We start from the raw sequence: 14915 nt of genomic DNA, 5'->3' as shown, positions 1-14915 counted from the left end.
CGGTCAGCGGCTGCTGAGCGCCGGACTCAACGCAGTTGCGGGCGGTCGCTCGGCGCCCGGCCGGGGAGCAGTCACGTCCAACGCCGCGACTGCTCCGATCACGGTGATCGCTGGCGGAGTAATGTCGGCCGCAGCCACGCGCTGGGCGATGTCCGCGAGCGTCCCACGCAGCGAATGTTGTTGGGGCAGAGTTCCATTGGCGATAGTGGCGGCCGGCGTCGCCGGGGCGAGTCCATGTGCGAGCAAGGCCGACGTTATCGCCGAGAGGGTCGTTACGGCCATGAGAAACACCAACGTGGTGCCCGAGCGGGCGAGCGCTTCGTAGTCGACGGTCGACGTCGGGTCGCCGGGCGGAACGTGGCCCGAGACCACCGTGACACCCTGTGTGACCCCACGATGCGTGATCGGAATTCCCGCGAGCGCAGGCACCGCCAGCGCGGACGTGACACCCGGAATGACCGACAGGTCGACGGCGGCCGAGGCGCAGGCCAGCAATTCCTCACCGCCTCGCCCGAACAGGAAGCTGTCGCCGCCCTTCAGCCTGACGACGGTCTTGCCCGCTTGAGCGCCTTCGATGAGAATACGGTTCACCTCTTGCTGTGCTGTGGCCTTACCGAATGGGATTTTGCCCACGTCGATTACCTCGACCGCCGGATCGAGCTCGGCGAGCACCGAAAGTGGAGCAAGCCGGTCCGTCACGACGATGTCGGCGGCGTGCAGCGCCTGCAGGCCGGCGATGGTGAGCAAGCCCGGGTCGCCCGGGCCGCCGCCGACGAGGATCACCCGGCCAGCTGCTGAGCTCTCGCGGCTCCGCTGCCGATCGTGAAGACACCAGATGCGATGCGCCTCGCAGGCCGCGGCGATGTCAGCGTCGGCGCCTGTCTGTCCCGTAGCTGCGACGACCAACCACGCCTCGTGCAGGGCGACATCGACGTCATGCTGATTGAAATCCCGCTGGTGCCAGGTGATCACACCGCGAGCGGCCAGATCGACAATGGACGCGCCTGCGGCTCGGCTGACAACCGTCACGCACGCACCGGCCTGTGTAAGCGCGGCGACATGACGCAATGCGACACCGCCGCCTCCGAACACGACAACCGCGCGGCCCGTCACGTCGAGCGTGGGACGAAAGTCCGCGTCGTATTGCATCGAATCCTCGAACAAGCTCATGACCGAGCGCCCCCCGGCACCCACAGGACATCGCCGTACTCCCGGTTGCTGTATCGCGCGAAGATGAACAGCAAGTCGGACAGTCGATTCAGGTACGTCAGCGTCAGTCGGTTCATACTGTCCGCATATTCGCCGTAGGCATGCCAGGCCGCGCGCTCTGCGCGGCGGACGACGGTGCGAGCGACGTGCAAGTGGGCGGCGGTCAATGACCCGCCGTTGAGAATGAAAGACCGCAGCGGGTCCAGTTCACCGTTGTAGTGGTCGCACCACTGCTCGAGCCGGTCGACATACTCCTGGGTGACGCGTAGTGAAGGGTGCTTGGGATTGGGCACCATGGGTGTGCTGAGGTCGGCACCGACGTCGAATAGGTCGTTCTGCACGTGGATCAGCACCGCCGCGACATCGTTCTCGACCTCACCGACGGCGAGTGCCACCCCGATGTGCGCATTGGCTTCGTCGACGGTTGCGTACGCCTCGAGACGGAGGTCGAGCTTCGACGTCTCGCTCAAGTCGCCCAGCCTTGTCGTGCCGGCGTCACCGGTGCGGGTGTATATGCGGGTGAGGTTCACCATGGGTCACCTCACCCGTAGAACCAGGGCGTCGCCTTGGCCCCCGGCGCCGCACAGCGCCGCCACCGCGTAACCGGAACCCTGTTTCTTCCCGTTGCTTCGCTCGCCACGGCGTCGTGCCAGCTCAAGGGCGGCGTGCAGGGTGATCCGGGCGCCGGACATGCCGATCGGATGCCCGACGGCGATCGCGCCGCCGTTGACGTTGACCTTCTCCGGGTCGACGCCGAGCTCTTTCATCGATGCGAGCGCCACCGCGGAGAACGCCTCGTTGATCTCGATGACGTCCAGCTGGTCGACCGAAATGCCCTCGCGGGCAATGGCCTTCTTGATGGCGTTGGCCGGCTGTGACTGCAGGGTCGAATCAGGGCCCGCCACCACACCGTGAGCGCCGATCTCGCACAACCAGGTCAGCCCCATCTCCTGGGCCTTCTCCTTGCTCATCACGACGACTGCTGCCGCGCCGTCGGAGATCTGCGACGCCGAGCCTGCCGTGATGGTGCCGTCCTTGCGGAACGCCGGCTTGAGTCCGGCCAGGGACTCGGCGGTGGTATTGGCGCGGATGCCCTCGTCCTCGGTGAACTCGATCGGGTCACCCTTGCGCTGCGGGATCTTCACCGGCACGACCTCGTTGGCGAAGACCCCGTCCTTCCATGCCGCAGCGGCCTTTTGGTGCGAACGTGCCGCAAACTCGTCCTGCTCGGCCCGGGTGAACTGGTCGGCGTCGTTGCGCTGTTCGGTCAGCGCACCCATCGGCTGATCGGTGAAGACGTCGTGCAGACCGTCGTAGGCCAGGTGATCGAGAACGGTGACGTCGCCGTACTTGTACCCGGCGCGGCTGTCCATGAGCAAGTGGGGCGCCTTGGTCATCGACTCCTGGCCGCCGGCGACCACGACCTCGAACTCGCCCGCGCGTATCAACTGATCGGCCAGCGCAATGGCATCGATTCCGGACAGGCACATCTTGTTGATGGTCAGCGAGGGCACATCCCAGCCGATGCCCGCGGCAACCGCAGCCTGCCTGGCGGGCATCTGCCCAGCACCGGCGGTCAGGACCTGCCCCATGATGACGCAGTCGACGGCCGACGCCGGGATCTTAGCCTTGTCCAGCGCACCTGCAATCGCGACGGCCCCCAGGTCACTACCCGAGAAATCCTTCAGTGAACCCATCAATTTGCCGATTGGCGTGCGCGCTCCAGCAACGATCACCGACGTCGTCATTTGCGACCTTCCTGCTTTCGTTTCACGGCACACCGTCTCAGGACGGGGATTGACCACTATGTGGTTCTACCATAATTGCGCTAGGGTGATGCGCGCAATGTTCGAGGAGGAATGACGATGAGTGCCACTTCGTCGCATACTCGGGCCTCCCGCCATGTCACGCGACGCGAACTCGCCGATACGTGCCCGAGCGGGCTGCGGCCGTGGCCTGCCGATGATGGGCTTTCGGTGCGTGCGCAGCTTCCGCGCGGCTCACTGCCTACCGCGTCGCTCGCGCGACTGCTCGGGGCGAGCGCGATGTTCGGCGACGGCGATGTGCACTTGACCACCGGCGCCGACATCGGGCTCTGGGGACCGCCCGCGGACGGCGACCGATTGCCAGCGGCCCTCTTTTGGCCAATTGAATCCACCGGGCTTCTACCCTCCTGGATCCATGACCGAGTGCGTAACGTCCTGGTCTCCCCAATGACCGGGATCGTGGGCGCGCGGGCGAACCTTCGGCCCACCGTGCGGCAACTCGAGGTTATGCTGTGCTCCGACCCCGACTCCGGGCAACTGCCAGGACGATTTCTTTTCACTCTCGACGACGGCAGTGAAGATCTGCCCGGTCGGCTAACCGAACCCGGGCTACCGGCACCGGATTTGGGCCTCACCGCGCTGGACCACAACGAACGCCAGCCAAGCGTCGCGACCGCTGTGCCAGCGTCATGGCCCTCTACACGGCGGCGGCGCGGCTCGCCACACTGGCGTGAGACCTCGCCGCAGGCGGAGCCGGACCGGGCCCTCCATGACAGGTGCGTGAATTTGGACGCGCCGTTGGCCGCACAGGTCCCGGCCGACCCGCGGATGCGCGTCCCCGCAGCGTCGCTGCAGTACGGCGATGTAAGGGGCAGCACCCACGTCTACGTACCCGACGAGCGTATTCACACCCGAGTTCGCCAGCTCGCTGCTCGCCAAATGCGGGGAAGGCGGCCATCTCATCGTGACGCCCTGGCATGGCGTCGTCGTTCCCCTAGCCTCGGAGGCGCATTCATGTCCACAACCGCTCGACACTGGCAGCCGACCCGGCCCTCACGCCGCTACGAGTACTTGGATAACGGCGCCGCGATCTACGCCGAGTCGTTCGCGACGATCCGTCGCGACTCGGACCTGTCGACGATCCCGCCCGCGGCCGAGAAACTCGCCGTGCGCATGATCCACGGATCCGGGCAGCCGGACCTCGTCGACGACCTCGTGATCCACCCCGACCTCGTGCCGGTGGCGCGGGCGGCGCTCGACGAAGGAGCGCCGATTCTGTGCGACGCCTTCATGGTGGCTACCGGCATCACAGCCAGCCGGCTCCCCGCAGGCAACACTGTCCATTGCCTACTTCGCGACGAGCGCGTCCCCGACCTTGCACGCCATTGGGCGACGACACGAACCGCAGCCGCCGTCTCGCTCTGGGAGCCCTACCTCGACGGCGCCGTCGTCGCGATTGGCAACGCTCCCACAGCGCTGTTCCACCTGCTCGAGATGATCCTCGACGGCGCCCCATGCCCCTCGGCGATCGTCGGCTGCCCCGTAGGATTTATCGGGGCGAAGGAGTCGAAGGAGGCCTTGATCGCGCTTGCCGCCCGGTACGACGTCGACATCCCCTACGTGACGATCCGGGGTCGGCGCGGAGGATCCGCGATCACGTCGTCCGCGGTCAACGCGTTGGCTTCGGAGGCCGAATGACCAGTTCCGTGACTCCAGGCCGGTTCTATGGTGTGGGGCTGGGCCCAGGCGATCCCGAGTTGATCACTCTCAAGGGCGCGCGAGTCATCCGTGAGGCAGATGTCGTCGCGTACCACGCCGGCGTGAACAAGCAGTCGTACGCGCGAAGCATCGCGGCCGGGCTCATCGGTAGCGGTGTGCTCGAAGAGGAACTGCGCTACCCGATCACGACGGGCACCACCAACCATCCCGGTGGCTACGCGGGGGCGCTCGCCGACTTCTACGAACATTCCGCTGCGCGTTTGGCCGCCCATCTAGACGCCGGTCGAACCGTTGCGCTCCTCGCCGAAGGGGACCCGCTGTTCTACGGCTCCTACATGTACATGCACGATCGCCTCAGCGCGCGCTATCGGACCGAGGTGGTCCCCGGTCTACCGGCGTTCGCTGCCGCTACCGCCGCTACCGCCTCGCCGCTTGTTCGACAGTCCGACGTGCTCACCGTGCTGCCCGGCACCCTGCCCGAAGCAGAACTAGCTCGCCGGCTCGCGGACACCGACGGTGCCATCATCATGAAACTCGGCCGCACGTTCCCTGCGGTACGCCGGGCACTCGCGGCCGCAGGACGGCTCTCCCACGCGCTCTACGTCGAGCGGGCGAGCCACCCGGAGCAACGCTGGATGCCAGTGGCCGACGTCGCCGAGAATTCGGTGCCCTACCTGTCACTCATCGTCGTCAACGGTGATTCTCTGAATGGACGACGCTCACGAATCCCCGGCGTGGAGGCCGCCGCTTCAGTTGAACCGTCCGTCAATGCCGCGGAACTCCTCGTCGTCGGGCTCGGTCCCGGACCGGAAGGATGGCTCACTCCCGAAGCGATGGTCGCACTCTCAGACGTCGCGCATGTCGTGGGCTACGCCCCGTACGTCGCGCGCGTTCCGCAGCGCGAGGGCCTGCAGCGCCATGCCTCCGGAAACACTGTCGAGGTCGACCGCGCGCGCCATGCCCTCGAACTCGCCAGCAGGGGCGAGCGCGTCGCGGTCGTCTCCGGTGGTGACGCCGGGGTATTCGGCATGGCTGCAGCGGTTTTCGAAGTGGCGCAGGACGAGCGCTTCAACCACGTGCCGATTCGCGTTCTGCCCGGCGTGTCTGCCGTGCAGGCGGTGGCCGCGCGAGCGGGCGCACCGATCGGCGCGGACTTCGCCGTCATGAGCTTGTCCGACCGGCTGAAGCCCTGGTCTGTGATCGATGCCCGTCTGCGGGCCGTCGCCGACGCCGATCTGGTGCTGGCGATCTACAACCCGGCCTCTCGTACCCGGCCCGATCAGATCGCGGTGGCCAGGAAGGTCCTGCTCGAACACCGCTGCGCGGACACCGTCGTCGTGGTGGGCCGCGACGTCGGGCGAGCCGAGGAATCGCTGACCCTCACCACCCTCGGCGAACTCGATACCGACACGATCGACATGAAATGTCTTCTCCTCGTTGGCTCGTCGGCCACACGCGTGACGTCATCGGGAAGAGTGTGGACGCCGAGGTGGGTTCGGTGAGTTCCGAACCATCGAATGCTGACCTGGACGTTTACTTCGTCGGTGCGGGGCCTGGCGCTGCAGACCTGCTTACTGTGCGCGCCACGCGGTTGCTACGAGCAGCCGATATCGTCCTCTATCCCGGCACCTATCTCGATTCCGACGTGCTCGAGAGCTGCTCTCCGACAGCCGACTTCGTCGACACTCAGAACCTCGACCTCGACGCCATCGCGACCCGCGTCATCGAAGGCCACCGAGCCGGTCTGCGAGTAGTGCGGCTGGTTTCCGGGGATCCGTCGCTCTACAGCGCGTTGTCCGAACAGGCCAGGCGGCTCGACGCGGCGGCCGTGCCATGGCAGGTGGTGCCCGGTGTAGCGGCCTATGCCGCAGCGGCTGCCCGGGTCGGCCGCGAACTCACCGTCCCTCTGGTCGCGCAATCGGTGGTGCTCACCCGTGTCCAACATCAGTCCACCGCCATGCCGGAGTCTGAGTCGCTGGACGCGTTCGCCGCCACGGGGGCGACGTTGGTGTTGCACCTGGCGATCACCCGCACCCGCGAACTCATGGCCCGGCTTGAGCCGACCTACGGCGCGAAGTGTCCCGCCGTCGTCGTCTACCGCGCGTCACAGCCCGGCGAACGAGCCCTGCGCGGCACTGTTGCCGACATCGCCGATCAGGTCGAGTCGGCCGGTTGGCGCCAGGCCGCCGTGATACTCATCGGTCGCGCGCTCACCGAGCGCCTCGATCCGCTCGCTGGGGAAAGCTACCTCTACGACCCCGAACGCGACCGCTCTGCCACGCACGTCGGAGGGCCCAGATGATCACCACGAAGAAGGCTTTCGGAACTCCAAACGTGGGCACTGTGCGCGATCTCTACGGCACCATTTTCCGGCGCCGTGACACCCGCAGGGAGTTCACCGGCGCGCCGGTGGCACCCGACGTACTCGAACGCATTCTGATGGCCGCTCACGCCGCACCGTCCGTGGGCATGTCTCAACCGTGGGACTTCGTCGTGGTTCGGTCGCCGCGGACGCTGGTCAGCTTTCGCAACCACGTGACCCAGGAGCGCGACGCCTTTGCCCGCATGCTGACCGGCGAGCGGGCCGAAAAGTTCTCGCGTATCAAGATCGAGGGCATCTGCGAATCGCGGCTCGGAATCGTCGTCGGCTACGACTCGACCCGCGGAGGGCCGAAAGTTCTTGGCCGTCATGCGATTGACGACGCCGGCCTCTACTCGGTGGTGTGCGCCATCCAGAACCTGTGGCTCGCGGCGACGGCCGAGGGGCTCGGCGTCGGATGGGTCTCGTTCTACCGCGAACCATTCCTTCGGTCACTGGTGGGCATGCCCGACCATGTGCGCCCGGTGGCATGGCTGTGCGTCGGTTGCGTCGCCGAACTGCCCGACGTTCCCGATCTGGAACGCTACGGCTGGCGGGACCGCTCGACGCTGCAGTCAGTGGTGCACGAGGAGCGCTACACGCCTCGCTGAGCGGTGAACGCCCACTGAGTCACTGTCCGGGCGGGCGTCCAACAAGTGAAGCTCCCCACCGGCGCGACGTGCTCGACGTGGATCCGGACGAGTTCGCCGCCGTGTTCGCGGTAGGCGCCGGCAAGCAGCACCTCGGTCTCCACCGTCACCCCATGCACCACGAGCCGCGAGCCGGGACGCAGTGCATCCAAACAGGTGTAAAGAACCCCGGGTCGCGTTGCCCCTCCGCCGATGAATACGGCGTCAGGCTCGGGCAAGCCTGCCAACGCCTCGGGTGCGCTGCCGTGGACGACCTCGAGGGTGGGCACCCCGAGGCGGCGTGCGTTGCGGCTGATTCGCTCCGCGCGGGCGTCGTTCGTTTCGATCGCGATCGTCCGACACGTCGGGTGAGCGCGCATCCACTCGATGCCGATCGAGCCGGCACCGGCGCCGACGTCCCACAGCAGTTGACCCGGCGTCGGCATCAAGCGTGCGATTGCCGCGGCGCGGATATCGCGCTTGGTGAGCTGGCCATCGTGTTCGTACAGGCCATCCGGCAGCCCCGGCGCCCACCCCGCAGTTAATGAACCCGCGAGCTCCAGCGCCACGACGTGCAGTCGCGAAGGGACAGCCGCAAACGCGGAAGGTTTTGTGTCCGTTCGTGTCTCGGAAGCACTTCCGAGGTCACCGAGAAGGATCATGCGGCTGGAGCCGTACCCATGGTCGACGAGCAACTGAGCCAACGCCGCTGGTGTGTGCTCATTGCTTGACAGCACCAGCACACGTCGTCCCGGGGCCAGCTCACGAAGTACCGCATGGGGGTCACGCCCCACGACGCTCACCACGACGGTCGACTCGGCCGACCAGCCCAGCCGCGCGCGGGCCAGCGACGCGGAGGACACGTGCGGTATCACCCGCACCCGATCGGCGCCGAGCACCTCGACGAGTGTGCTGCCGATTCCACTGACCATTGGATCTCCTGACGCCAGAACGGCGATCCGCTGTCCGGAGAATTCCTCAAGCCACCCCGGCAACGAAGGACGCAACGGCGTCGGCCACGTCCGCCGCTGCTGGAGGTTCGATTCGGGGAGCAGTCCCAGTTGACGCGGGGCTCCAATGACGACGTCGGCGTCCAACACCTCGGCGCGGGTGGCATCGGTCAGTCCCGCCCAGCCATCCGCGCCGATACCGACGACTGTCAGACGCACGTCAACGGGCGGCATGGGTTTCTACCATGTCAAGCTGCTGCCATTTGGCAAAGCTGTTAACGGTTGTCGTGGTCGGTGTGCAGGTGGCCGAAGACAACGCTGGTTGATCGTCGCAGTCCGTTGTGCCACAGGGTCTTCGCGACGATCCACCAGAAGCTTGAGATCACGCGACACCTTATCGACAGAGGCCACCGGCAGATCGGGCTCGCGCAGGAAACCACGAGCGACCGTCAGCGCTTCGATCGGATCGGACTTGCCCCGGGTGCGCGCCGAGGCCCGAGCCTGAGCCATCAATTTCGGCAGCACCCGCACAACCGTCTGACCCACGGCGAACAGGTCGCGTTCCAGGCGCGACACATGCCGGCAGACGTCGATCGCCCAGATTACGTCGACGCCGAAACGCTCGCGGGCCCGCTTACCGCCTCGGCATGCCCGCCGCTGACCGCTGTGACGGTCTTCTCGCCGAGCTTGCGACCCGCCTCGTCGACGACATCGACGAAGGCGTGGGTGCGACTCGTGCACATCCGCTCCAACAACAACCATGGCGGTTTGCCTCCATTCACTGTGAGGTGACGTTGGGCCGACCCCCGGATGCATCTCAGTGGGGCGATGCCACGCTCTCATATAGTCACGCCGGCAGGTCCGTCACACCGGATGCCGAAAAACCCATGAACGGCAACCCGAAGGCGGCAGCGATGCTGAGAGCCAGACACCAGGTGATCGGGATCCAACCGCCGCAACAAGCGGCAGCCCTCACCCTGACACTGAGGCGATGCTAGCGTAGGGATACGAGGTGCCCGCGCGCCGAACCGTTGGTGAGGCGCAGGGGAACGAGGGAAGCCGGTGAGATTCCGGCACAGGCCCGCTACGGTGATCCGCGGCCGCTCCCGACAGGGAGCCGCACCCGGTCAGTCCGAATACCGGCCTCGCGTGCCCCAACATCTGTTGGCAATCAGGAGCGGAGCCTCTCATGCTGCAGCAGTTCCCGTTTCCCGCCGTGCTGGGCGGTGATGCCGACGCACCCGAAGGACTCGACGACATGGCCCTCGCGCTTGTACTGAGCGCTATCGCGCCGGGCATCGGCGGGGTGCTCATCCGAGGCGAGAAAGGCACTGCCAAATCGACACTGGTGCGCGCACTTGCCGACATCCTGCCTCCGATCGACGTCATCGTCGGGGACCGCTTCTCGTCGGATCCCGTTGAGCCGCAACCCCTCTCCCCCGATGGACCATTTGGGCCGGACGCCGCCGTCGAGACACGTCCTGTGCGCCTCGTCGAACTGCCGGTTGGAGCGACCGAGGACCGCGTCGCGGGTTCGATCCACCTCGAACGTGCGCTCAGTGACGGTGCCATCGACTTCGAGCCGGGTCTGCTGGCCAAGGCACACCGCGGAATCCTCTACGTCGACGAGGTGAACCTGCTCCCAGACCACCTCGTGGATCTCCTGCTTGACGCCGCGGCGATGGGTCGGCTGACCGTCGAGCGCGAGGGCATATCAGTGACTCACGCAGCACGGTTCGTGATTGTGGGAACCATGAATCCGGAAGAGGGCGAGCTCCGCCCTCAGCTGCTCGATCGCTTCGGACTCACCGTGGAGGTGGCGGCTCCCCGCGATCCCGCGCAGCGCGCCGAGGTGGTGCGGCGTCGACTTGCGTATGACGACGACCCCGCGGCGTTCCGCGCGCTCTACGTCGATAGCGAGAATGACTTGCGGGAGCGAATTCAACGGGCGCAGAGGCGGATTGCGAGCATAGCACTCAGCCCGCAGCTTCTGCTCAAGGTTGCCGAGGTGTGCTCGGCATTTGGCGTCGACGGCATGCGCGCTGACATCGTCACCGCAAGAACGGCTATCGCCCATGCGGCCTGGCATGGCCGCGACGACGTGACCATCGACGATCTACGGGCGGCCGTGCGGCTCGCACTTCCACACCGACGGCGACGCAACCCGTTCGACGCTCCGGGCCTTGACGAGGCCGAGCTGGACAACCTGCTTCCTCGCGAACCTTCGGGAGGAGACGATCCCGATCCCGACGGGCCCGGCGGCGATGAAAGCGCCGAGGATTCCGGTGAGATTTCTGCGCAGCGTCCCGAATGTGGAGGGTCAGCAGCGTCCAGCCATGGGGAGGCGGGGCCGGTCGGGGCCGGACAGCCGTACCGGGCCCGGCTGCTCACTGTCGCCGGCGTTGGCGACGGACAGGCTGGTCGCCGCAGCAGGGCGCGGACGACGGCGGGACGCCGCATCGGTGCATCGCCGCCTGCCAGCGCAGGCGCGAGCATTCACCTGAGCGAAACAATTCGGGTCGCCGCCCCACGGCAACGCGCGCGTGGCCGCAACGTTGGCCGACTCATCCTTGCCTCGGAGGACTTGCGTCGGGCCGTGCGGGAAGGTCGTGAGGCCAACCTGGTGCTGTTCGTCGTTGACGTCTCTGGATCCATGGCTGCCAGGGAGCGCATGCGTCGAGTGAAGACGGCGATTCTGTCCCTTCTGCTCGATGCATACCAGCGACGAGACACTATCGGGGTGGTGACGTTCCGCGACGAAGTAGCCGATGTCGCCTTGCCGCCGACCCGGTCGGTCGAAGCCGCGGCCAGGCGACTCGACGAGCTACCCGCTGGTGGTCGCACCCCGCTGGCCGAGGGCCTGCTCACGGCCGCCGACGTCGTCCGCCGCGAGCGGCTGCGTGACCCGGGTCGGCGCCCGCTGCTGGTCGTCATCACAGACGGTCGCGCGACAGCTGGGCCTGACGCCGTCGGTCGAGCGCATCAGGCGGGCGCCATGCTCGCCGGTCAGGGCGTCGCCGCGGTGGTCGTCGATTGCGAGAGCGGGCGGATGCGGATGGGATTGGCCGCGACGCTCGCCCAACACATGGGCGCCGACCACGTTCCGCTCGTCGAGGTCAGCGCGGACGCCCTCGTTGATATCGTGCGCGATGCCGTCCAAGGTGAGGCGGCCTGATGCCACAAGGACGACCGGTCGCTATCCCCGGTGACAACCTGACCACCCGGCAGCGACGTAACCGAGCGCTCGTCATCGTGCACACCGGCGACGGCAAGGGTAAGTCCACCGCCGCATTCGGACTCGCGCTTCGCGGATGGAGCCAAGGCTTCCGGATCGGGGTCTTCCAGTTCGTCAAGTCCGCGAAGTGGCGTATCGGAGAGCAGACAGCGCTCGAGCGCCTCGGCTCGCTGAATTCCCAGACAGGCGAGGGCGGACCAGTCGAGTGGCACAAAATGGGGTCAGGCTGGTCGTGGAGCCGCAAGGCGGGCAGCGAAGCCGACCATGCCGCAGCGGCTGCCGAGGGGTGGTCCGAGATCAAGCGGCGGCTTGCCGCCGAAACCCATGATTTGTACGTCCTCGACGAGTTCACCTACCCGATGGCCTGGGGCTGGGTCGACGTCCAGGACGTCATCGACGCCTTGGCACACCGTCCCGGCCGCCAGCACGTCATCATCACCGGCCGTCGAGCCGATCCGCGGCTGACCGAACTCGCCGACCTGGTCACCGACATGGGAAAGGTCAAGCACCCCATGGACTGCGCTCAGAAGGGACAGCGGGGTATCGAATGGTAGCCACGACGCTGCCTCGCATCGCGGTCGCGGCACCGGCTTCCGGACATGGCAAGACGACGGTGGCGACGGGGCTGATGGCAGCGCTGTCGGCACGCGGATTGGACGTATCGGGACACAAGGTCGGCCCCGATTACATCGATCCCGGCTATCATGCGATGGCTACGGGCCGGCCTGGCCGCAATCTCGACCCGTTCCTGGTTGGCGACAAACGCATCGTCCCTTTGCTTCTGCACGGTGCAGCCGGCGCCGACGTCGCAGTCATCGAGGGCGTCATGGGCTTGTTCGACGGGCGACTGGGCGGCGCCGGCGAAGCCTCGACCGCTCACGTCGCACGTCTCACGTCGTCGCCGATCGTGCTCGTGATCGACATCTCCCACGCCTCGCGTACCCACGCGGCGGTCGTCGCGGGACTGGCCACTTTCGATCCATCGCTGCACATCGCGGGGGTGATCCTGAACAAGGCCGCCAGCACGCGGCATGCTGATGAGGTCCGCGACGCCATGGTGCGCACCGGTGTTCCGGTTCTCGGCGTCCTCCCGCGCGACGCGTGCGTCGAAACACCGTCCCGCCACCTCGGGCTCGTGCCCGCCGCCGAACGGGCCGAATCCGCTGCGACGCTCACCCGTCTGGCGACATTCATCGCCGAACACGTCGATGTCGACCTGGTCGTCGAAATCGCCCGAAGGGCAAAAACTCTGGACGGCCGACGTTGGGATCCGGCCGCCGAGATTGCCGCACCGTCAGCGGCCAGACCGCGCGTTGCGATGGCCGGTGGCCGTGCCTTCACGTTCCGCTACGTCGAAGCCGAAGAGCTGCTACGCGCGGCGGGCTGCGACGTCGTCGACTTCGACCCGCTGACCGACAAATCGCTTCCGGTGGCCACCTCAGGGCTCTACCTCGGCGGCGGCTTTCCCGAAGTGCACGCCGCCGAGCTGGCCCGCAACGTGGAGTTGATCAACCACCTGCGCGCGGCGATCACCGCCGGAATGCCAACGGTCGCCGAATGTGCAGGTCTGACCTATCTCTGCGCCTCCCTGGACAACATGCCGATGATCGGAGCGCTGGGCGCGACCGCCGCCATGACTAAGGAGCTCACCCTGGGTTATCGAACCGCCGTTGCGCCCGCCGACTCCCTGCTCGCCAGGACGGGCGAGCGCATCACCGGTCACGAATTCCACCGCACCCGAACCACTCCCGCGGCCGGAGTCACGCCCGCGTGGGACGTGTCCGCCGGCCCGGACGGTTTCGCCGGCCCGACGTTGCACGCCTCGTATCTGCACGTCCAATGGGCCGGCTATCCGCTGCTGGCCCAACGCTTCGCAAACGCCGTGCACCGATACGCTGCCGCCAGCGATGGGGGTCGCCGCACCAGTTGCATGCCGCCGGATGAATTGACCGAGCCTGCCGAGGACCCGCTGCGTCACCACGGCGACGCCGAGACCGCCCCCGGCCTATTGGACTTCGCGGTCAACGTGTACGCGGGACCAAGACCAGACTGGCTAAACACAGCCCTGCGGAACGCGCTCGACGATGCCACCGCCTACCCCGACGCCAGGGCGGCGCGTGCGGCGATCGCCGAGCGCCACGGCCGACCGCCTCACGAGGTTCTGCCGACGGCGGGAGCCACCGAGGCGTTCGCGCTTGTCGCCAGCTTGCGCAGCTGGCGGCACGCGGTGGTCGTCCACCCGCAGTTCAGCGGACCCCACGCAGCCTTGGTCGATGCAGGCCACATCGTCACAACGGTGTCGTGCCGTGACGACGACGGTTTCGCACTGCACCCCGAGGCGGTGCCGAACGACGCCGATCTGGTCGTCATCGGCAATCCGACGAACCCCACCGGAGTTCTGCATCCCGCTCAGACGATCCTGCGGCTGCTGCGGCCAGGTCGCGTCGTCCTCGTCGACGAGGCGTTCCTCGATGCGGTCCCAGGCCAGCCCGAGAGCGTGGCAAGCCAACGCGCGGAGGGACTCCTGGTGACACGCAGCCTCACGAAGCACTGGTCGATTCCCGGGGTCAGGGCCGGCTATCTCCTCGGGGACCCCACGCTGGTCGCCGATGCCGCCAAACACCAACTGCCATGGTCGGTGTCGACGCTCGCGATCGCCGCGATGATCGAATGCACAGCGGAGCGCGGCCACACCGAGGGTGAGCGCCGCGCGCAGCAGCTTGTCAACTGGCGCACTACATTCGAAGAGGCACTCACGAAACGCGGCATTCCCTTTGTGTCGGGACACGCACCGTTCGTACTCGCTCGGGTAGGTGTCGGCGTCCATTCCGCCCTGCGCGAGCAAGGCATCGCCGTGCGGCGGGCCGACACGTTTATCGGTCTGGATCCCGCCTGGGTGCGAATCGCGGTGCGTGACGACCAGACCAACCAACGATTGCTGACGGCGCTTGATCGGGTGCGCGCTGCGCAGCCCGGACTGCCCATCGCCGCGTCGATGGTCTAAGCTCAATGCGGGACCCGAGGAAGCCGGTGTGAATCCGGCACAGT

At 67.0% G+C, this 14915-nt stretch carries 11 protein-coding genes, 1 pseudogene and 1 riboswitch; of the genes and pseudogenes, 7 read left to right on the top strand and 5 right to left on the bottom strand.

Translation table 11 applies throughout. From position 1 onward, the window contains the following. Positions 1–3: 3 nt before the first annotated feature. The 3 genes from cobA to D3H54_RS30120 are packed head-to-tail and all read right to left on the bottom strand — an operon-like array spanning position 4 to position 2957. Positions 4–1170: a uroporphyrinogen-III C-methyltransferase gene (gene cobA / locus D3H54_RS30130; protein ID WP_278219874.1), complete on the bottom strand. Its 1167-nt coding sequence runs from the start codon at positions 1168–1170 to the stop codon at positions 4–6. Then, positions 1167–1742, bottom strand: coding sequence for a cob(I)yrinic acid a,c-diamide adenosyltransferase (locus D3H54_RS30125; protein ID WP_149383868.1), 576 nt, complete (start codon positions 1740–1742; stop codon positions 1167–1169). Before D3H54_RS30125 ends, cobA begins: the two co-directional genes overlap by 4 nt. Before the next feature lie 3 nt (positions 1743–1745). Next, positions 1746–2957, bottom strand: a complete 1212-nt coding sequence (locus D3H54_RS30120; protein ID WP_149383867.1) for an acetyl-CoA C-acetyltransferase — start codon at positions 2955–2957, stop codon at positions 1746–1748. 1032 nt (positions 2958–3989) lie between these two features. Here D3H54_RS30120 and D3H54_RS30115 point away from each other — a divergent pair. The 4 genes from D3H54_RS30115 to bluB are packed head-to-tail and all read left to right on the top strand — an operon-like array spanning position 3990 to position 7664. After that, positions 3990–4673, top strand: a complete 684-nt coding sequence (locus D3H54_RS30115; RefSeq protein ID WP_149383866.1) for a precorrin-8X methylmutase — start codon at positions 3990–3992, stop codon at positions 4671–4673. Then, on the top strand, positions 4670–6196 hold the full coding sequence (locus tag D3H54_RS30110; RefSeq protein ID WP_149383865.1) for a precorrin-2 C(20)-methyltransferase: 1527 nt from the start codon (positions 4670–4672) through the stop codon (positions 6194–6196). The genes D3H54_RS30115 and D3H54_RS30110 overlap by 4 nt, the downstream gene beginning before the upstream one ends. Then, positions 6193–6996 (top strand): cobalt-precorrin-4/precorrin-4 C(11)-methyltransferase, encoded by an 804-nt coding sequence (locus tag D3H54_RS30105; protein ID WP_286199373.1) that lies wholly within the window; start codon positions 6193–6195, stop codon positions 6994–6996. Before D3H54_RS30110 ends, D3H54_RS30105 begins: the two co-directional genes overlap by 4 nt. Beyond that, the gene (bluB, locus tag D3H54_RS30100) at positions 6993–7664 is read left to right on the top strand and encodes a 5,6-dimethylbenzimidazole synthase (protein ID WP_149383863.1); all 672 of its coding nucleotides are present in this window, start codon (positions 6993–6995) and stop codon (positions 7662–7664) included. Before D3H54_RS30105 ends, bluB begins: the two co-directional genes overlap by 4 nt. On the opposite strand, the gene cbiE is transcribed toward bluB, so the two are convergent. Together cbiE and D3H54_RS30090 are read right to left on the bottom strand one after the other, a co-directional pair. Continuing rightward, a complete protein-coding gene (gene cbiE / locus D3H54_RS30095) occupies positions 7649–8866 on the bottom strand; it encodes a precorrin-6y C5,15-methyltransferase (decarboxylating) subunit CbiE (RefSeq protein WP_149383862.1) in 1218 nt (405 codons plus the stop codon). The two genes, bluB and cbiE, sit on opposite strands and share 16 nt — an antisense overlap. A gap of 84 nt (positions 8867–8950) precedes the next feature. Then, a pseudogene (locus tag D3H54_RS30090) lies at positions 8951–9394 on the bottom strand (IS110 family transposase); the annotation flags it as partial. Positions 9395–9625: 231 nt separating this feature from the next. Then, a riboswitch (cobalamin riboswitch) is annotated at positions 9626–9794 on the top strand. A gap of 27 nt (positions 9795–9821) precedes the next feature. Between D3H54_RS30090 and D3H54_RS30085 the strand changes: the two are divergent. The 3 genes from D3H54_RS30085 to cobBC are packed head-to-tail and all read left to right on the top strand — an operon-like array spanning position 9822 to position 14871. After that, entirely contained in the window at positions 9822–11807 is a 1986-nt protein-coding gene (locus tag D3H54_RS30085; RefSeq protein WP_149383861.1) for a magnesium chelatase subunit D family protein, read from the top strand. After that, positions 11807–12421 (top strand): cob(I)yrinic acid a,c-diamide adenosyltransferase, encoded by a 615-nt coding sequence (gene cobO / locus D3H54_RS30080; protein ID WP_149383860.1) that lies wholly within the window; start codon positions 11807–11809, stop codon positions 12419–12421. The genes D3H54_RS30085 and cobO overlap by 1 nt, the downstream gene beginning before the upstream one ends. Next, the gene (gene cobBC / locus D3H54_RS30075; RefSeq protein ID WP_149383859.1) at positions 12415–14871 is read left to right on the top strand and encodes a bifunctional hydrogenobyrinic acid a,c-diamide synthase/histidinol phosphate aminotransferase CobBC; all 2457 of its coding nucleotides are present in this window, start codon (positions 12415–12417) and stop codon (positions 14869–14871) included. The genes cobO and cobBC overlap by 7 nt, the downstream gene beginning before the upstream one ends. Positions 14872–14915: the final 44 nt, after the last annotated feature.

The sequence above is a fragment of the Mycobacterium sp. ELW1 genome, from assembly GCF_008329905.1.
In the GTDB taxonomy this organism is placed as follows: domain Bacteria; phylum Actinomycetota; class Actinomycetes; order Mycobacteriales; family Mycobacteriaceae; genus Mycobacterium.
Note: the sequence above shows the minus strand (reverse complement) of the source record. Positions and strands in the feature narration are given on the sequence as shown.